The following is an 18,572-nucleotide window of genomic DNA, read 5'->3' on the forward strand; positions in this document are numbered from 1 at the left end:
TCGTCGCGCTCCCGCGGCCCACCGAGCGCGAGCGCGGCCAGTGGTATTTCCAGCGCTACGTCGAGCACCTTCCGGCCCCGGGGGAAGTGGTCCTGCGCACCGACATCTCGGAGGCCCCGTGGTACGTCGTCGAGAGCGACGACAAGCGCAGGGCCCGGCTGAGCATGATCGCCCACCTCCTGTCGAGCGTGCCGTACGAGACGGTCGCTCCGCCGGTGATCGAGCCGCCCCGGCGTCCGGTTGGCCCGCGGGGCGCCGGAGGCGATGGTGGAGGGACAGGGCGGCGGTCCGGTCCTGCGCTCGGGCGCAGGGAGCGACCCGGCCGGCAGGGCCGCCAGGTGTTCCGGGATCGCAGAGCCCGCCCGGGGCCGGACGGACCTGCGGCGAGGGCCGGACGACCCGTGCCCGTGAACCGGCTGCCCGGCGATGCTGACACCGGAGACCACAAAGGAGGCCACCGATGAGCGGTTCTCCGACTCGCATCACGGCAACCCCGCCTGCCCAGTACCGTGCCCGCCCGAGGGGGACCGGGCAGGAAACCGATTCCGCCCACGGGGGCCGTCCCTTCCGAGCGGGAGAGCACGTGGACTGCTTCCGGGTCCTGTGCTCAGGCCCCGTCATGCCGGGCACCCGCGTCCCCGGCAGTCGCAGAGAGCCCCGGGCCCGGTCTCCACACTTCTCATGGCAGTGGCGGATCCGTGTATGGGTACGCCGTCGTGCCACCACCCGGGAGTCACGCCCTTCCGGGCCGCCCGACAACTTGCGGAGCATCCCATGGCTGCGTCCCCGTACACCGTCAGCGATGTCATGACCCACACGGCCGTGGCCATCGGCCGAGAGGCCTCGTACAAGGAGATCGTCGAGCTGATGCACCAGTGGAAAGTCAGCGCCGTGCCGGTCCTCGAAGGCGAGGGCCGCGTCGTCGGGGTCGTCTCCGAGGCGGACCTGCTGCCGAAGGAGGGGTTCCGGCAGAACGCCCCGGAGCTGCCCGGCCCGGTCGAGGAGGCGTCCAAGGCCGACGCCGTACTGGCCGGGGACCTGATGTCCAGTCCGGCCGTCACCGTCCACCCCGACGCCACGCTCGCCGAGGCCGCCCGCATCATGGCTCGCAGACGGGTGAAACGACTGCCCGTCGTGAACAGTCTCTGCATGTTGGAGGGTGTCGTGAGCCGCAGCGACCTGCTGAAGGTGTTCCTGCGCCCGGACGAGGAGATCGGCGAGGAGATCAGGTCCGCCGTCGTCGCTGGACTCTCTCCTCCGGAGCAGGTGGAGTTCACCGTGCTGGACGGTGTTGTCACCGTCCAAGGGGCTCTCCGGGACCGTTCCCTGGTACCGCTTCTGGTCCGGGCCATTCGCGCGGTCGAAGGCGTCGTGGACGTCCGTATGGATCTTGCCTGAAGTTTCCGGGAGAGCGGTTTCAGGGAAAGGGTCATCAACGAGACGACGCGGTCGGACCGGCGTGGTACCCACGTGGCGGGGGAACACCTCGCGCCACCCCGGCCCGGTCGGCACGGAGCTCCTGCCCGGCTTCCCCCTTCCTTGCCGAAGCGTTCGTCACGACGGGGTTTGCACAAAGGACCGTGATCCCTGGGCAGTGCGCCCGGTGCAGCAGACCGTGGGCGATAAGACCGTGTCCTATGTGGTGAGTCGGAGGAGTCGTTTGTAGCAGCAGAGGGGGGCGGCGAGGCCGAGGAAGGCCAGGTGGTTGCGGGGGTGGCGTTCGTAGCGGTGGTTGAGTCGGCGGTAGCCGGTCAGCCACGACCTCGTGCGCTCGATGACCCGTCTGTGGCGGCCGAGCCGTTCGCTGGATTCGATTCCCTTGCGGGCGCTGCGGACGCCGATCCGTTTTCCGCGGAGTCATTTCCGCAGGTCGGGGAGGTTGTACGCCTTGTCGGCGTGGAGCTTGCGGGGTTTGTAGTGCCAGCCGCGGTGGGGGTCGTGTCTCGATTGGAGACCGGCCACCATGGGCTTCAGGCCCTGGCTGTCGTGGGTGTTGGCGGCGGAGATGCCGACGACGAGGGGCAGTCCGTTCGCGTCCGACAGGATGTGCATCCTGGAACCCGGCTTACCCCGGTCCACGGGGCTGGGGCCTGTGAGTACGCCCCTTCTTCGGCCCGTACCTGGGCGGAGTCGAGGACCACGCGGGTCACGTCGAGCAGGCCGCACTCGTCGATACGGTCGAGCACCGCCTCGTGCAGCCGGCCCCAGACACCGGCCCTGGACCAGATGACGAAGCGCCGGTGCGCAGTCGATTTCGAGATCCCGAAGCACGGCGGCAGAGCCCGCCACGCACACCCGCTCACCAGCACGTAGACGATCGCGGCGAACAGTGTCTCATCAGGCGTGTCCTGCGTCCCGCCGCCCTGCGGACGCACCCTCGACGGCGGGATCAACGGCTTCGCGATCTCCCACAGCCCGTCCGGAACAATCCAACTCCACGTATCCCGCCCCATGAACAGCCCAACGAGCGATCACCACATAGGACACGGTCTTATTGGGGAAGCCGGGCTGTCGGCGACATCACTGCATTCGAGTACGAAGCGTGGAAGAGAGCCCTGCGCGCGTCCGCCGACAACGGAGAGATTTCGGACAGATACGTCATAGAAATTCTCATGGTCTTCGGTGCCATGATGGATGACTCGGTGACTCGCTACCACCTCCGCACGACGTCACCAGTCGTGAAAGAGAAACGAGGCCGCGGCAAGTACAAGAAGAAGATACGTGTGCCGAAGCGCCCCATGGAGATGATCACGCTCCATCGGCTCGCGGCCAACGCGTACCAGCACCAGTGGGTTGATGGGTAACGAACGCTGGTGGAGCCGAAATACGGATCGTGGCGGACGTTGGTGGGGCCGCCGTTTCTGCATGAGATTGAGATGCACACGGCACTGCTGGCGTCGCATGATGCTCAGTGGGTGTTCCGGGCGTACAGCGGGGGGCCGCTGCTCGGAACGCAATTCGAGCAGACGTATTGGTATCCGATCCGGGACGGGAGTCCGGCACGCAAGGGGCAGTATGCACGGCCGGAGATCCCTGCGGTGCCGGAAATGGCGAAGAAACGGATCTATCTCCTGAGGCACGGCCACAGGGAGTGGCTCGACGAGGACGGGCACCCGCGGGTGGCGGTTGAGACTCGCACGGGACACGAGCTCGGGGGAGTGGAAGGCGTGTACGCGAAACGTGACACCAGCGATGGAATCACGGATCGCAGAATCGTTGCAGGAGCGTTGGGAGAAGTTCGTGGGGGAGGGGGATGTATGGCTGCCGCCGTTTCCCAGTCCTCTCCCAGTTGATCACTCGATTCGCGTACCAGGCCAGGTCAGGGCAGGTGTTACCCGAGATGTAGATTCATCGCCATGAGTAATCTCGATCGCCAGGCCGCACTCTCCGTCTGCGGAGGACGGGGCTTCGTCGTCGCCGAGCCCGTACGCGAACTCCTCAGCCCTCGCCGCGTCCGGCTGGGGGAGTCCACCGAGGTTCGCAGGCTGCTCCCCAACCTGGGCCGCCGGATGGTCGGGGCCTGGGCCTTCGTCGACCACTACGGCCCCGACGACATCGCCGACGAACCCGGGATGCAGGTGCCGCCCCACCCCCACATGGGCCTGCAGACGGTCAGCTGGCTGCACGACGGCGAGGTCCTGCACCGGGACAGCCTCGGCAGCCTCCGGACGATCCGTCCACGCGAACTCGGACTGATGACCTCGGGCCGGGCCATCAGCCACTCCGAGGAGAGCCCGAAGGCCCACGCGAGGTTTCTGCACGGGGCCCAGCTCTGGGTGGCGCTCCCCGCGGCCCACCGTCACGTCGAGCCCCACTTCCAGCACCACACCGACCTGCCGACAGTCACCGCCCCCGGCCTCACCGCCACCCTGATCCTGGGCGAACTCGACGGAGCCGCCTCGCCCGGCACCGTCTACACCCCGATCGTCGGCGCCGACCTGGCCCTGACCGCCGGTGCCGAGGCACGACTGCCGCTCGACCCGGACTTCGAGTACGCGGTGCTCTCGATGTCCGGACAGGCCGAGGTCGACGGCGTGCCCGTGCTGCCCGGCTCCATGCTCTACCTCGGCTGCGGACGCACCGACCTCCCCCTGCGCGCGGACACCGAAGCGGGTCTCGTGCTCCTGGGCGGCGAGCCCTTCGAGGAGGAGGTCGTCATGTGGTGGAACTTCATCGGCCGTACGGACGAGGAGATCCGTCGGGCCCGCGAGGACTGGATGACGAGCACCCGCTTCGGCGAGGTGAAGGGCTACGACGGCGACCGCCTGGCCGCCCCCGAGGTCCCGGCCACCCACCTGAAGGCCCGGGGGAGAACGCGCTGACCCGGGACGACGGGCGGGGCGGGGCGCGGTCCGTGCCCCGGAACCGGATGTGACGGGGTGACGGGGGGAGGGCGCACCCGGGCGCGTCCGGCGGTCCGGGTGGCGGAAACAGTGTGACCGGAATGAGTCGTCACAGGATGCGACGCACTGTCGTTCACTGCTCGGAAGCGGTGTGACGGACGAGAGGTGCCCCCGGTGCGGCGACTCCTGCGATACCTGCTGCTCGCGACCGGGACGGGCCTGGCGGCCCTCGGCGTGGCGGCCGTGCACGGCGCCACCACCCTGCCGTTCGCCGCCGTCGTGTACGCCGACGTCGTCATCGGCCTGGGCTGGCTCGTCGGCGCGGCCCTGCTCCTGCGCCGCCGCGGCACCACGGACGCCCCCGACGACGCCACCGCCTCCGGACCCCGCCACCATCGGGCCGTGCGTTGTTCCACCGACGGCGAACCTCTCGCCCGCTCCCACGGGGGCACCCGCCACCGCCACTGATCCGGCCAAACTCCCGGCACACCCGGCTCCGGCCTCCCGCGCTCTGCGACCATGACCGGCGACCACCCCTGCCGAGGAGCTCCGTGTGACCAAGGTGACCAAGTTCCACATCAGTTCGGCCGTCATGACGCACCCCGTGCGCCTCGCCCAGGCCCAGGACCTCGCCGCCCGGTTGCGGCTCGACGGCCTCGCGCTCGACCCCGATCCGCAGGGGCCTCCCTCCGCGCTGCGCACCGCGCTGGTCGCCTGGTCGGCCGCGGCCCCCGGGGCAAGCCACCACCTCGTCGTCCAGGACGACGTCGACGCCCCCGCCGAACTCCTGGAGATCGTCGGCAGTGCCGCCGCCCGGTTCCCCGACGAGGCGCTGGTCTTCTACACCAACTGGCACGCCCGCAACGGCGCCGCCTCCCGGCTCGCCGCCCTCGCCGGTGCCGGCTGGGTGCGGGCCGTGCCCGACGAGTTCACGCCGTCCCTGGGCGTCTGCCTGCCGGCCGACACCGCCGTCGCCTTCCGCGCGTACGCCCGCGACAGCGCCGAACGCCACGACGACGAACTGCTCTCCCTCTTCTTCCGCGGACGCGGCCGGATGAGCCTGCTCGCGGTACCGAACATCGTCGAGCACATCGGCACGAGCAGCATCAACGGCCACGCGGCCCAGGGCATCCGCCTCGCCGTCTGCCCCACCTCCGCGGCCGACGCCGCCCCCCTGCTGGCCCGGGGCCGCGTCCTGGAGGAACCGGGCTGGATCCCGTACATGCGGTACGGCGAGGGCTACGTCCGGCTCGTCGGACAGGAGCACGGCGCCGACGGCGGGCGCGGCCACCACCGCTGGCGCGACGCCCTGCCCGCGACCGGTCTCACGGAGGACACGGTCCGTGCGGCGCGGGCCGCACATCTGCCGCAGGACCTCGCGGCGGAGGTGGCCCGGACCTTCGGCGACGCGTTCGCACAGGAGCTGTGGACCCACTGTCTGCTGCTCGGACGGCAGGCGGCCGGTGCCTCCCGCCGTCTGGGACCACTGCCGGACGGTGTGCCCGCGGACGCGCTCGACCGGCTGCGGCACTCCGCCGTCGCCACCGCGGGCCCCGCCGGACTCCCGCCCGAACGCCGCCCCGAGGCGGGCCCGGACGAGGTCCGTGCGATGACCGCGTTGGCGTGGACCGCCGTCCGCGCGGGAGAAGGCCTCGCCCAGGAGGAGCCCGCACCGCGCGCCGGCCTTCCGGCCACGCCCTGACGGACACTCCCTAACCGGCGCGCCGGCTCCCGGCGCGGTGCGTGATCCACACCCCCGGCTCCCAGTACGCGGCCAGGTCCCGCGCCCGGTCGACACGGAGCGGCGCGAGACCGCCGGGGAAGACGTACTCCCCGTCCTCCGGGAAGGCCAGGCCCGTCCAGCCCTCCCACTCGGCGACCGTCCCGGTGATCCGCGAGGAACGCTCGGACGCCCCCGCGAGGGTGCCGCCCGCGCCCACCTGGGTCCGGATCCACGGGTCGAACGGGGTGCCGTCGTCCCGGGTCCACGCCGCGTACCGCTCGATCGGCACCAGCGGATACCGTTCCTTCCAGGTGGGACGCACCGGCACCAGGACCGTCGGGAGCCCGGCGCGCCGGGCCGTGTCCGCCATCGCGTCGAGCAGCACCTTGGACAGCCCCCGGCCCTGGTGGTCCTCGGCGACCTCGATGCCCAGCGCGCACAGGGCGTCCGGGGCGCGCCCGGCGTCGCGGTCCGCGAAGGCCCGCGCGATCGAGTCGTCCAGCCCCGGGCCGAGGTCCGCCGCGGTGCCGTCCCAGGTGCGGGGCAGCGAGCGGCCGGCACCGGCGATCACGTCGTGCTCGTCGTCGTACAGGACGAACTGGAACTCCGGGAAGTCGTCGAACAACCGGTTCCAGTAGTCGCCGTTGATGTCCCCGTGCAGGTTGTACTCGGGCACCACACCGGCGAACCGCTCGGGGATGCGGTCCCACAGCTCGGGCCGTTCCGAGTGACGTACCAGTACCAGGGTCACGGCGCCTCCCCGCCGCCCGGGACCTCGACGTCCCAGACGACGACGATCGGGAGACCGTCCCAGGCGGCGCGGGCCGCGTCCGCGACGAACTCCTCGTAACCACCGGGCGCCAGACGCCCGTTGAACAGCGGCTCGTGGCAGCCGCGCACCCGCAGTCCCGCCCGGCCGAACGCGTCCAGGTAGTGGCTCGGCAGATGGACGTGGTTGCGGACGAAGGCCAGTTCCTCGGAGCCGTGCACGAAGAGACACTGGCCCTGGAGCGCGATCACGAACGGGTGCAGGTCCGAGACCACGATCCGGCCGCCCGGCCGGACCACCCGGGCCAGCTCCGCCATGCCGGGGGCGAGGTCCGCAAGGTGCGTCATGGCCAGCGAACAGACGGCGAGGTCGACGGAGTCGTCGTCGAGCGGCAGCCGTTCCAGGTGCCCCGCGCGGAACTCGGCGCCCGGGGCGTGCTCGCGGGCCTTCGCGATCATGTGCGGCGACTGGTCGACACCGATGACGCGGTGCCCCCGAGCGGCCAGCGCCCGGGTCTGCCGACCGGTGCCGCAGGCGGCGTCGAGCGCCACTCCCGGTTCGAGGCCGTCGAGGATCGTGTGGACGACCGGCTCCTCCACCTCGATGTACGAACTGGGCAACGAGTCGTACACCGCCGACCAGGACGCGTAGCCCGCCGCCGGATCGAGCTCGCTGACGAGGGCCCCGCCGTCCGGAAGTTTCTCCTCGTCGAGGGCGAAGCGGCGGATTTCGGCCACCCGCTCCCGGAGGAACGCCTCGTCACCGTCCACGGCGTGGCGCAACAGCGCGAGCCCCTCGATCCCCAGTACCAGTTCCCGTACACGGAATTCACCGCGGAATTCATCGCTCATGCGAGCCCCTCACCGGTCGACGGACGGGCCGTTCTCTTTTCCGGATCCCGCCCTACCCAGAAGAGGGTATGGAAATTCCCGGCCCGCCCGCCATGTCTGAAAAAGGCGGATCGAATGGCCGGTTGGCGGCGCCGTTGTCGTCCGTACGGCGGCTGCCTAGCATGAGCGGCATGATTGAGGGATATCTCGGACGTGAAAGTGTCACCGTCGGCGGGGAAGTGACGCTCCATCTCTCCACCGACGCCCCCCGGTTCCGTCTTCGTTTCTACCGGCTCGGCAGAGAACTCATACCCGTCGGAGAATCCGAGGAGTATCCCGGAACACAGCACACGCCGCCCGGTCATCCCGACGGATTACCCGGCCGCGCATCACCCGCCGACGACTGGAACTGGCCGCCGCTCACCCTTCCCGTACCGCAGGACTGGCAGCCGGGAATCCATCTGGTCGAATTCGTCGAATGCGGCCCCGACCGCCCCGGGAACCCTCCGCTCCTCGACGCGGAGCATCTGGAGGGGCACGCGCGGGAGTTCTTCGTCGTACGCCCCCGCGTCCCCGGCAGCCGCTCCCGCATCCTCTACAAGAAGTCCACCTTCACCCGGCACGCCTACAACCGTTCCGACCGGCCCGGCCTGGAACGTGCCGTCAGCCTCTACGACCACCCCGTCCACCGGGCCGGGGACGGCGACGAACCCCGAGGCCACAAGGTCAGCCTCCACCGCCCCGGAGGCGTCGTCGACCTCGCCTACTGGGACGCGCCCTTCATCGCCTGGCTGGAACGCCACGGCTACCCCGTCGAGTACTGCACCGACCTCGACCTGCACGAGGACCCGGGCCTGCTCGCCCCGTACGACCTGCTCCTGAGCGTCGGCCACGACGAATACTGGAGCGCCGCGATGCGCACCCACGCGGAACGATTCGTGGACGACGGCGGGAACATCGCCTTTCTCAGCGCCAACACCTGCTGGTGGCGGGTGCACCCGACGGACGGGAACACCGCTTTCGTCTCCGACACCGATCACCACGTCGGAGAGGAATATCCCCACCTGCCCGCCACCGACCAGTGGTGGGCCCCCGCGCCCGAGGGGGTCGGCAGGCCGGAGAACACCCTCACCGGAGTGAGTTTCCGAAACGGCGGAATGTGGCCCGCCACCGAATGGCCCGGCGACCGTCCCCGTTTCGGATACACCGTGCAGCACGCCGACCACTGGATCTATGAAGGCACCGGATTGCGCGACGGATCGGATGGGGGAACGCCAGACCGGTTGGGGGCCGGTACACCCCTCATCGGATACGAGTGCGACGGCGCCGCCTTCTCCTACGACACGGACGGAATCGCCCGTGCCACTGGAGAGGACGGAACCCCGGAATCCTTCCTCATTCTCGGAATTCACGTCCTCGAACCGGTGCACGAGGATTTCCATCATTTCAAGTGGGGCCACTGGAACGGCCCCGTGCGCGAATCGACCATCAGCAGTCCCCGCGCCGCCACCATGGGCCTCTACACCGCGGGCGGCACCGTCTTCACCGCCGGCACCACCGACTGGCCCGTGGTCTGCGGACACGAACAGGACCCGGCTGTCGTCCGCGTCACCCGCAACCTCCTCGACCGCCTCCGCCACCGAGGTCCGCTGCCCGGACGAGCTCGCGCAGACCGCTGATCCGCGCCACCCCCTCCGGCAGGGGCGGCGCGACCCCGTCCACCGCCCGGTCGGGCCGCCACAGATGCACCGCCCGCATCCCCGCCGCCAGCGGACCGAGCACGTCGGGCACCCACATGTCCCCGACGAACAGCACCCGGTCCGCCGGCAGCGCACAACGCTCGACCAGCGTGCGGTAGATCAGCGGATGCGGTTTGCGGGCCCCCGCCCGTGCGGAACCCACCACCACGTCCACGGCCCCGCCGATCCCCACCGCGGCGACACAGTCCTCCAGGTTCCAGAACCAGTTGGAGCACACCCCGATCAGCAGGCCCCGCTCCCGCAGCGCCGCGAGCACCCCGGGCACGTCCGGATAGAGTTCGAGCCGGACCGCCTTCATCGCCCGGTCGAGCTCGGCGACCAGACCGTCGAGTTCGGCCTCCGGCACGCCACAGGCCCGTGCCCGGCGCCGCAACCGGTCCCGTTCCCACGCCACGTACGTCGCCTCGTCGGCCGAGTGCGCCGCGTGCTCCTCGCCCTCGCCGGGACCCACCGACCACTGGTCGCCCCAGAGTTCGCCCTGCGCCGCCAGGCCCCGGCGGGCGAAGATGCCGCGGTGGTCCGGCGGCAACGGCTCCACCATCCGTACGAGCGTCCCGTAGAAGTCGAGGACGACCGCCCGGCTCCTGTCCGTCACCACCACGGAATCCGCCTAGAACCGGCCGTACCGGCGCGGGAAGTAGTCCTCCAGGGTGCCCTCCCGCTCGATGTCGACGGTCGCGCAGTGCAGCCCGCCGCCGAACGGCCCGACCGCCCGGAACGGCACCGGCACGATCTCGAACCCGTACGAGGACAACTGCTCGGCGAGCCGCACCTCCTTCTCCTCCACGCACAGTGTGTTCGCGTCGAGGTTCAGCATGTTCCCGGCGAGCCACGGACTGCAGAAGGACAGCTTCGGCGGATGGTCCCAGCTGGCCGGCTGCACGGCCTCCACGATCTCCCAGTCGTTGAGCTTGAAGAACTCCATCAGCTCGGCGTCCGCGAGCCGTTCCCCGCAGTGCAGCACGAGACCGGGCCGCAGCGGCACCCAGGTCGCGTCGATGTGCAGCGGATGCGTGTTGGTCGAGGTCACCGCGTGCACCCGGTGGTCGGGGAAGTGGCGGCGCAGCCACTCGTGGCCGCTCCTGTTGGTGACGAACGACAGCTGCACGAAGAGGTCCTTGCCGAACCGTGCCACGTCCGCGGCGTCGAAGAGCGGCTCCGCCTCGGTGAGCACCAGGTCGTAGTCGCGGACCCGGGCCAACTGCTCCTCGGTCGACAGGTCGTTGTACGTGTCCCAGAACCCGGTCTTGTACGAGGCGTCGGTGAGCCGCGGCTTGGGCGCGGCCTCCCAGCGCATCCGCTCGTCGGAGTCGAACAGGTTCTGCAGCACCGGGCGGTAGCACAGGTACTCGAACCAGCGGCTGCGGTACGACATGGTCGCTTCGAGGACCTCGTTGCCGACCGTGAGCAGCAGGTCCCGGGGCGGCATGCAGCCGAACATCGAGTCGTGCGTCCACTCCGGCGTGGACACGTCCCGGGTGAAGTCGATCGGGGTGGGGCGGTCCACACGGATGCCGCGCCGCCGCAGCATGGCCGCGAAGTCGTCGAGCTGCTGCTCGGCCTCGGCCACCATGTCCGCGGGCATGGGACCGTACGTCCCCAACGGGAAACCGTCGTCGGGATAGTCGCGGCGCACCGCGTGCTCGGGGGCCTGCACCACGGTGCCCTCCGCGCGGCCGACGATCACATGCCGCAGCGGGTCCCACCCGTTCCAGGCATTGACCCGCACGGGACGCTCGGAGCCGGCGGGGGCGGAGGTGTCGGACGCGGGGGTGCTCTGCTCGGTCACGTACAAGCCCTTCGATCGGGGTCGTGGAGTGCCGCAGGGGCCCAAACTGCGGGCACCATGCCGTCACCGTCAAGAGCGACGCGGCTACCCACCGTGCCATTCGCGTCAATGTGGCCCGAGTACGGCCCCACCCCTTTTCGGTACCGGACGGCATCGGCGCAGCACAACGAGGGAACGCTGGGCCCTTTGTGGAAAGCGCAACGCCGTCTTCCGGCCGAAACTCCGTGTCACGGCGGAGAGCAGTGACGCACGGGGTAGTGAGAAGACCGTCGCCGAAGTCCCGCACGTCTCGACGAATCCCGCACGGAGGAATCCATGACACTGCGTCTGCCCCGCCGATCCGGGATTCTGGGAGCCCTGTTGCTGCTCACGGTGGTGGGGTGCAGTTCGGGGGACGGGGGCGGACGGGCGGGCGGCGATCTGACGGTGTGGCTCACCGTGGACGCCCGCGAGAGCTGGCCGGAGATGGTCGCCTCCGCCAACGCCCGGTTCGCCGAGCAGCACCCGGGTGTGAAGGTCGAGGTCCAGTACCAGCAGTGGACGACGAAGAACCAGAAACTCGACGCCGTCCTCGCGGGCCGGAACGTGCCCGACGTGGTCGAGATGGGAAACAGCGAAACCACCAACTACCTCGTCAACGGCGCCTTCGCACCACTGGACCCGAAGACCTTCGACCGGTCCGGGCAGTGGCTGCCCGCCCTCGCCGACGCCTGCCGCCTCGACGGCGAGACGTACTGCGTGCCGTACTACGCCGGAGCACGCGTCGGCGTCTACCGCACCGACTACTTCAAGGACACCGGGATCACCCGCGCCCCGCGCACCTACCCCGAGCTGATCTCCGCCCTCGACCGGCTCAAGAAGAAGTACGGTGCCCAGGACCCCGGCTTCTCGGCCTTCTACATGCCCGGCCGCTACTGGTCCGCAGCCATGGGCTTCGTCAAGGACGCGGGCGGCGAGATGGCGGTGGAGAAGAACGGCCGCTGGCAGGGCGCTCTCTCCTCGCCGAAGTCCGTCACCGGACTCACCACCTGGAAGAAGCTCCTGGACGACTACTACGTCGGCGACCGGGCGAAGGACAACGGCGACCAGCCGGGCGTCGTCGGACAGGGCAGGGTCGGCGTCTTCTACGGCAACACCTGGGAGGCCCAGGCCGCCGCCGACCCCCGCTCCGGGGGCGACCCGGACCTCAAGGGCAAGTTCGCCACCTTCGCCTTCCCCGGCCCCTCCGGGCAGCTGCTCCCGCCGTTCCTCGGCGGCTCCACCCTGGCCGTGCCCGCCAAGTCGCGGAACCAGGACCTGGCCGCCGACTGGATCCGCATCTTCACCGACCGCGAGTCGCAACGGCAGCTGATCGACGCCAACACCCTCCCGAACAACACCGTGCAACTCGCCGACGTCGCCGCCGGAGGCATCAACGGCCCGGCCGCCCAGGCCGCCATGCGCGGCTGGGTCACCCCGCTCGCCCCCGGCTGGACCTCGGTGGAGAAGTCCAACGTCCTCCCCGAGATGCTGGAGCGCATCGCCACCGGAAAGGCGTCCGTGCGGGACGCCGCGCGCGAGGCGGACAGCAGGATCGACGCAGTGATCAATGAGCGCTGATCCGCCCGGCCGAAGGTCGCGCCCCCATCTGCCCTACCTGCTGATCGCCCCGGCCCTCCTCGCCCTCCTCGTGGTCCTGGCCTACCCGCTGGCCGACATGGTGACCCTGGCCTTCCAGGACATGACCCGCAAGGAGCTGTTCAGCGGCGAGGCACCGCCCTGGGCCGGTCTCGCGCAGTTCCGGACGATCCTCGGCGACGGGTTCTTCTGGACGGTGGTGGCCCGCACCGCTCTGTTCACCGCCGTCTGCGTCACCCTCACCATGGTGCTCGGCCTGCTGATCGCCCTGCTGATGCGGCGGACCTCGCCATGGGTACGGGCGGTCCTCGCCGGCGTGCTCGTCGCCGTGTGGGCGATGCCGGTGATGGTCGCCGCAGCCATCTTCCGCTGGCTGTTCGACGCGGACTACGGCCTCGTCAACTGGCTCCTGTCGACCCTGCCCGGCGTCGACCTCGCCCGGCACAACTGGTTCACCGACCCCTGGCAGGGCTTCGCCGTGATCATCGCGGTCGTCGTCTGGGGCGCACTGCCGTTCGCCGCCGTCAGCCTGCACGCGGCGCTCGCCCAGATCCCGCCGGAACTGGAGGAGGCCGCCCTCATCGACGGCGCCCGCCCCTTCCAGGTCTTCCGGTACGTCACCTTCCCGGCGATCAAACCCCTCTTCGTGATGGTCACCACCCTGATGGCGATCTGGGACTTCGGCGTCTTCAACCAGATCTGGCTGATGCGCGGCGGCCAGCCGGAGCGCGAGTACTACCTGCTCGGCGTCTACTCCTTCATCGAGTCGTTCGCCGTCAACCGCTACAGCACCGGAGCCGCGATCGCCCTGGTCACCGTCGTCCTGCTGCTCGCCGGTGCCGTGGTGTACCTGCGGCAGATGCTGAGGCTGGGGGAGGCCGAATGAACCCGGCACCACAGGGGCGGAGGGCCGCGGCCGCGCGGCGCTCCCGACGCCGTTACGACCTCGTCGGCCTCCTCGTGGCCGCCGTCGTCGGCTTCCCCGTCTACTGGATGGTCCTCACCGCGTTCCGGCCCGCGACCGAAATCCTCAGCCTGCCGCCCGAGTTCTGGCCGAGCAACCCCACCCTCGGCAACTTCGCCCGCGCGATGCGCACGGAGACCTTCTGGGCCAACGTCCGCTCCAGCGCCGTCATCGGCCTGGGCACCGTCCTCGTCTCCCTCCTGGTCGGCACCCTCGCCGCGTTCGCCCTGGCCCGCTTCCGCTTCGCCGGCCGCAAGGCGTTCGTCGTCACCGTCCTCACCGTCCAGATGATCCCGCTCGCCGCCCTCGTCATCCCCGTCTACCTGCTGCTCAACGACGCCGGTCTCACCGACAGCCTCGGCGGCGTGATCCTCGTCTACCTCGTCTTCACCCTGCCGTTCACCGTGTGGATGCTGCGCGGCTTCATCGCCGCGATCCCGGTGGAGCTCGAAGAAGCGGCGATGGTCGACGGCTGCGGCCGGTTCGGCGCCTTCGTCCGCGTCGTCCTGCCGCTGCTCGCCCCCGGCCTCGTCGCCACCTCCGTCTTCGCGATGGTGCAGGCGTGGAACGAGTACGTCCTCGTCTACGTCCTGCTGTCCACCCCTCAGAAGCAGACCCTCAGCATCTGGCTGGTCTCCTTCCAGACCAGCTTCGGCACCGACTACGGCGGGCTGATGGCGGGCGCCACGCTCACCGCGCTGCCCGTGGTCGTCTTCTTCCTGGCCGTCCAGCGCAAGATCGCCGCGGGGCTGGCCACCGGAGCGGTCAAGGGCTGAGCGACGCCCGGCCGGGACCGGTACGACCCGCCGACGACCCCCGTACATCCCGCAGAGGAGACCTCCGTGACCCACGACCGCCTCGATCTCGTCTCCAAGCTGTACCAGCCCACGGGCTGGCCCCGGATCCTCCGGGCAGCCGCCGGCGAACCCTCCAGCGCCCCGCTCGTCGTGGACCTCGACCCGACGACCTTCTGCGACCTGGCCTGCCCCGAGTGCATCAGCGGAAAGCTCCTCAACCAGGGCCGGTTCACCCCGGAACGGCTCGCCGCCCTCGCCGAGGAACTCGTCGCCATGTCCGTACGGGCGGTGGTCCTCATAGGCGGCGGGGAACCCCTCGCCCACCGCGGCACCCGCGAGGTCTTACGCATCCTCGGCGAGGCGGGCCTGGCCGTCGGAGTCGTCACCAACGGCACGATGATCCGGCAGAACCTCGCAGAGCTCGCCCGGTACGCCACCTGGGTCCGGGTCTCCGTCGACGCAGGCACCGCCGGGACGTACGGCCTGTTCCGGCCCGACCGCAAGGGCCGCAGCGTCTTCGACAAGGTCATCGGGAACATGCGGCTGCTCGCCGCCGAGAAGACCGGCGCGCTCGGCTACTCCTTCCTCGTGATGTCGCGCCGGGAACCCGACGGACGGACCGTCACCAACCACCACGAGGTGCTGCGCGCCGCCGAACTCGCCCACGACATCGGCTGCGACTACTTCGAGACCAAGGCCATGTTCGACGACGACCACCACGTCGTGCAGGTCCCCGGCGAGATGCTGGAATCCGTCGACCGCCAGCTCGCCGAGGCCGCCCGCCTGGAGAGCGAGAGCTTCCAGCTCGTCAACTCCTCCACCCTCACCTCGCTGCGCGGCCGCGTCGGCCCCGTCCAGCCCAAGGAGTACGACCGCTGCCGGGTCGCCGAACTCCGCACCCTCATCACCCCCTCCGGGGTGTACGTGTGCTCCTACCACCGGGGCAACCCGCTCGCGAAGATCGGCGACGCCGTCACCGACGACCTCGCCACCATCTGGCAGGACGCGGACCGCCGGGGAATCGTCGACCCGAGCCGGGACTGCCGGTTCCACTGCGCTCGCCACCGCTCCAACCTGGAACTGGAACGCATCGCCCGCGGAACCGGCGAACCCCCGCTCACCCAGGACTACGACCCCTTCCTCTGACCTCCCGCCACCGGCACCGGCTCCCGCCGGGCCCCCGGGGCCGCCGCGGTGGGCACGACCCGGGCCCCCGGATGGGAGCCGCGCAGCGCCCGCGCGAGGCGCGCCACCGTCCCCGCCACCTCGTCCGCCGGGCAGACGCCGACCAGCGCACCGCCCCCGCCGGCCCCACTGAGCTTCAGCGGCAGGCCGGCGGAGCGCAGCGCGATTGCCCGCAGCTCCTCCAGGAGCGGCGTCGACATCCGCTGGTGGTCCCGCATGGCGGCGTGGGCATCGGACATCGCGGCTCCGAGCGCCGCCAGGTCCCGGCCGCGCAACGCCTCCCACACCCGGCCCGACGCCTCGTCGGCCGCGGACCGGTAGGCGGTCAGCGCGGGATCGCCGGAAGCCAGCTGTGCCCGCACGTCCCGGATGTGGTGCCCCGTGTCCTTGCGGGTGCCGGAGTCCACGACGAGCACCCGCCACTGCTCGGGGAACTCCAGCCGGTCCCGTACGGACGGCAGCCCGTGCTCGCGGCCGTCGAGGAGCAGCGCACCGCCCTCGACGACCGCGAGATGGTCCATGCCGCCACCGTGGAAGACGGCGAACTCGAACTCGTACGCCCACTGCGTGATCGTGGCGTCGGAGAGCCGCCGCCCGGGGAGGGCGGCGTCCGCGAACGCCCGGAACAGCGCCACGATCCGTGCCGTGGACGACGACAGACCGCTCGCCGAGGGGGCCTGGCTGCGCACCGTGACGGCGGGCGGACGCGGGGCCAGCCCGGTCAGCCGCGCGCGCAGGAACGCCCACACCTCCCGCTGCCAGCCGTCCTCGGCCCCGTCGTCGGAAGCGGGGCCGGGACCGACCTCCACGGTCGTCATCAGAGCGAGCGCGAGACTCACCGAGCGGCCCCCGCCGAGCCAGTCCAGGTCCTCACCGGACAGACAGGCCCGACAGGGCACCACCGCGCGTATCGGATGTGTGGGGTTCACCGGGCCTGAAACCTTCCTTCCACGCGGAACCTCTCGTACATGGACAGCACCACGGCCGTCGGCGGGTGCAGCGGCCGGGGCGGGGCGTCGAGCGGCCGGAACAGGGCCCGGCGCACCTCGTCGGCGCCGGGCGACAGCACCCCGGACCAGCGCCGGGCGACGAAGCAGAGCGCGAAGCAGTGCGTCACGTCCCCGTTCGGATACGTCAGGGTGTGCACCCGGGGATCGGAGAGCGTCCCGAACGCCACCAGGTCCTCCCGCTCCACCCGCAGGCCGGTCTCCTCGGCGACCTCGCGGACGGCGGCGTCGGCGAAGTCGCCGTCCTCCTCGCAGGCACCGGCCGGGAGCTCCCAGACGCCGTTGTCCGCGCGCTGCTGGAACAGCCCGCGGCCGTCGGCGTCGATCAGGAGCACCTGCGCGCCGGGCACCAGCAGCTTCCTGGAGCCGACCTGCCGGCGCAGCGACCAGATGTAGGAACCGGTGTGACTCATCGTGTACGCATCGCCTTCGCCGTCCGTGCGCCCCGCGGGCCCGTCGGTGCGCAGCGTGTCACGCCCCTTCCGGTTCCCCGTACTCCTCGGCCAGCCAGCGTGGCGTGGCCTCCGGCGTCGCCAGCAGCCACCGCACGTACCGGTCCACGCCCTCCCGGACCCCGATGCGGGCCTGCCAGCGCAGGAGTTCGCGGGAGCGCTCGACACAGGCGTAGCCGCCGAGCGGATCCCCCTCGGGGCGCGGAGTGACGATCTGCCGCGCGCCGGGGAAGTACGGGGCGATCAGATCGGCCACCTCGCGGACCGAGGTGGGCCGGCCCGTACCGACGTTCACGGTCTGCCCGGCCATCTGCTCCTCGATCAGGGCGAGCGCGGTGGCCTCGGCGATGTCGTCCACATGGACGAGGTCGCGGACCTGGTTCCCGCCGCCGTTGAGCCGCATGGGCCGGCCGAGGCGCGCCTGGAGCGAGAGCCAGGGCACCATCCAGGAGTGGCTGCCCGGCTTGGGGATCTGGGGCTCGCCGTACACGGAGAAGTAGCGCACCACCGCGTACTCGGTGCCGCTGGAGGCGCCGAGCATCAGCCGCGTCTGGTGCTCCGCCCACAGCTTGGAGTTGGCGTACACGGACACCGGGAAGAGCGGCTGGTCCTCGTGGAAGACCTGCGGTCCCGCGGTGCCGGACGCGCCGTCGCCGTACACGGAGGCGGAGGAGACGAGCACGAGCCGGCGCACCGGGAACCGGGCTGCCTGCTCCAGGACGACCTGGGTGCCCTCCACATTGGCGCGGAAGGCGGTGTCGGGGCGCCGGGTGCAGGCGGCGACGTCCGCGTAGGCGGCCGCGTGGACCACGAAGTCGGCCCCGCGCAGCAGCTTGCCGACGACCTCGGCGTCGCGGACGTCGCCCACGACCAGCCGGGCACCGCTGCGCGCCACCCCGAAGGTCTCGTGGCCGGACTCGGGATAGGCGTCCATCCGGTCCAGGACGGTGACGACGGCTCCGGCACTCCGCAGCAGTGCGACCAGCCGGCTGCCGACGAGACCACCGCCACCGGTCACCACGACCCGGGCGTCGCGGAGCTTGTCGAGCCGGGAACGGACGGTCTCCTCGGTGCCCACGACGGCAGCGGTCGAGTGGGGTAACCCGGGCATGGAAGCCTCTTTTCGGCGTGTCGGGAGAGGTGCACGCGCGTTCACGGGACCGGCGTGCCAGGCAAGCATCCACGGGCCCGTACTCGCCCTGCCAGAGGGCGATTTCGGCACTCTTGCGGGCCGTCGGAGGGGCCCGTACTGTCCGGATCCGGCCTGCGTCCGGCCACACCGGACGATTCGGAGAGAGGCAGAACGTATGACGCGTCAACGGCTCAGCGCGGTGGT

The 18,572-nt window shown here is 70.8% G+C and carries 18 protein-coding genes and 2 pseudogenes; 12 read left to right on the forward strand and 8 right to left on the reverse strand.

Features of this window, described 5'->3' with window-relative positions; all coding sequences use genetic code 11:
- Positions 1–239, forward strand: a pseudogene (locus ACWCXX_RS28135) (hypothetical protein); the annotation flags it as partial.
- 535 nt (positions 240–774) lie between these two features.
- Positions 775–1,398 carry a CBS domain-containing protein gene (locus ACWCXX_RS28140; RefSeq protein WP_451131973.1) on the forward strand — a complete coding sequence of 208 codons (624 nt, stop codon included), beginning with the start codon at positions 775–777 and terminating at the stop codon, positions 1,396–1,398.
- 237 nt (positions 1,399–1,635) lie between these two features.
- Here the strand turns inward: ACWCXX_RS28140 and ACWCXX_RS28145 are convergent.
- Positions 1,636–2,453, reverse strand: a pseudogene (locus tag ACWCXX_RS28145) (IS5 family transposase).
- Between the two features lie 225 nt (positions 2,454–2,678).
- Between ACWCXX_RS28145 and ACWCXX_RS28150 the strand changes: the two are divergent.
- The 5 genes from ACWCXX_RS28150 (at position 2,679) to ACWCXX_RS28170 (ending at position 6,045) form a co-directional block, all read left to right on the forward strand.
- Complete coding sequence (locus ACWCXX_RS28150; protein ID WP_451131975.1) at positions 2,679–2,804, forward strand: hypothetical protein; 126 nt, start codon at positions 2,679–2,681, stop codon at positions 2,802–2,804.
- A gap of 9 nt (positions 2,805–2,813) precedes the next feature.
- Positions 2,814–3,293, forward strand: coding sequence for a hypothetical protein (locus ACWCXX_RS28155; protein WP_451131977.1), 480 nt, complete (start codon positions 2,814–2,816; stop codon positions 3,291–3,293).
- Positions 3,294–3,356: 63 nt separating this feature from the next.
- A complete protein-coding gene (locus ACWCXX_RS28160; RefSeq protein ID WP_451131979.1) occupies positions 3,357–4,322 on the forward strand; it encodes a pirin family protein in 966 nt (321 codons plus the stop codon).
- Between the two features lie 195 nt (positions 4,323–4,517).
- Positions 4,518–4,811 carry a hypothetical protein gene (locus ACWCXX_RS28165; RefSeq protein ID WP_451131981.1) on the forward strand — a complete coding sequence of 98 codons (294 nt, stop codon included), beginning with the start codon at positions 4,518–4,520 and terminating at the stop codon, positions 4,809–4,811.
- Between the two features lie 85 nt (positions 4,812–4,896).
- Positions 4,897–6,045 (forward strand): hypothetical protein, encoded by a 1,149-nt coding sequence (locus ACWCXX_RS28170; RefSeq protein WP_451131983.1) that lies wholly within the window; start codon positions 4,897–4,899, stop codon positions 6,043–6,045.
- Positions 6,046–6,055: 10 nt separating this feature from the next.
- Here ACWCXX_RS28170 and ACWCXX_RS28175 read toward each other — a convergent pair whose 3' ends face one another.
- Positions 6,056–6,817: a GNAT family N-acetyltransferase gene (locus ACWCXX_RS28175; protein ID WP_451131985.1), complete on the reverse strand. Its 762-nt coding sequence runs from the start codon at positions 6,815–6,817 to the stop codon at positions 6,056–6,058.
- Positions 6,814–7,686, reverse strand: a complete 873-nt coding sequence (locus ACWCXX_RS28180; protein ID WP_451131987.1) for a class I SAM-dependent methyltransferase — start codon at positions 7,684–7,686, stop codon at positions 6,814–6,816. Before ACWCXX_RS28180 ends, ACWCXX_RS28175 begins: the two co-directional genes overlap by 4 nt.
- Before the next feature lie 170 nt (positions 7,687–7,856).
- Here ACWCXX_RS28180 and ACWCXX_RS28185 point away from each other — a divergent pair, with 170 nt between their 5' ends.
- Complete coding sequence (locus tag ACWCXX_RS28185; protein ID WP_451131989.1) at positions 7,857–9,344, forward strand: N,N-dimethylformamidase beta subunit family domain-containing protein; 1,488 nt, start codon at positions 7,857–7,859, stop codon at positions 9,342–9,344.
- Here ACWCXX_RS28185 and ACWCXX_RS28190 read toward each other — a convergent pair.
- A complete protein-coding gene (locus ACWCXX_RS28190) occupies positions 9,274–10,020 on the reverse strand; it encodes an HAD family hydrolase (protein WP_451131991.1) in 747 nt (248 codons plus the stop codon). The two genes, ACWCXX_RS28185 and ACWCXX_RS28190, sit on opposite strands and share 71 nt — an antisense overlap.
- A gap of 15 nt (positions 10,021–10,035) precedes the next feature.
- Complete coding sequence (locus tag ACWCXX_RS28195) at positions 10,036–11,214, reverse strand: serine/threonine protein kinase (RefSeq protein WP_451131993.1); 1,179 nt, start codon at positions 11,212–11,214, stop codon at positions 10,036–10,038.
- 315 nt (positions 11,215–11,529) lie between these two features.
- Here ACWCXX_RS28195 and ACWCXX_RS28200 point away from each other — a divergent pair, with 315 nt between their 5' ends.
- The 4 genes from ACWCXX_RS28200 (at position 11,530) to ACWCXX_RS28215 (ending at position 15,738) form a co-directional block, all read left to right on the forward strand.
- Positions 11,530–12,813, forward strand: coding sequence for an extracellular solute-binding protein (locus ACWCXX_RS28200; RefSeq protein ID WP_451131995.1), 1,284 nt, complete (start codon positions 11,530–11,532; stop codon positions 12,811–12,813).
- Positions 12,803–13,717: a carbohydrate ABC transporter permease gene (locus tag ACWCXX_RS28205; RefSeq protein WP_451131997.1), complete on the forward strand. Its 915-nt coding sequence runs from the start codon at positions 12,803–12,805 to the stop codon at positions 13,715–13,717. Before ACWCXX_RS28200 ends, ACWCXX_RS28205 begins: the two co-directional genes overlap by 11 nt.
- Positions 13,714–14,571 carry a carbohydrate ABC transporter permease gene (locus ACWCXX_RS28210; protein WP_451131999.1) on the forward strand — a complete coding sequence of 286 codons (858 nt, stop codon included), beginning with the start codon at positions 13,714–13,716 and terminating at the stop codon, positions 14,569–14,571. Before ACWCXX_RS28205 ends, ACWCXX_RS28210 begins: the two co-directional genes overlap by 4 nt.
- A 66-nt stretch (positions 14,572–14,637) precedes the next feature.
- The gene (locus ACWCXX_RS28215; protein WP_451132001.1) at positions 14,638–15,738 is read left to right on the forward strand and encodes a radical SAM protein; all 1,101 of its coding nucleotides are present in this window, start codon (positions 14,638–14,640) and stop codon (positions 15,736–15,738) included.
- Here the strand turns inward: ACWCXX_RS28215 and ACWCXX_RS28220 are convergent.
- Genes ACWCXX_RS28220 through ACWCXX_RS28230 form a run of 3 tightly spaced genes read right to left on the reverse strand, consistent with a single transcriptional unit; the run spans position 15,720 to position 18,347 of the window.
- On the reverse strand, positions 15,720–16,706 hold the full coding sequence (locus tag ACWCXX_RS28220; RefSeq protein ID WP_451132003.1) for a mevalonate kinase family protein: 987 nt from the start codon (positions 16,704–16,706) through the stop codon (positions 15,720–15,722). The two genes, ACWCXX_RS28215 and ACWCXX_RS28220, sit on opposite strands and share 19 nt — an antisense overlap.
- Positions 16,703–17,197: an NUDIX domain-containing protein gene (locus ACWCXX_RS28225; RefSeq protein WP_451132005.1), complete on the reverse strand. Its 495-nt coding sequence runs from the start codon at positions 17,195–17,197 to the stop codon at positions 16,703–16,705. The genes ACWCXX_RS28220 and ACWCXX_RS28225 overlap by 4 nt, the downstream gene beginning before the upstream one ends.
- Positions 17,198–17,255: 58 nt before the next feature.
- A complete protein-coding gene (locus ACWCXX_RS28230; RefSeq protein ID WP_451132007.1) occupies positions 17,256–18,347 on the reverse strand; it encodes an NAD-dependent epimerase/dehydratase family protein in 1,092 nt (363 codons plus the stop codon).
- Positions 18,348–18,572: the final 225 nt, after the last annotated feature.

This window comes from Streptomyces sp. NPDC001732 (genome assembly GCF_053596315.1).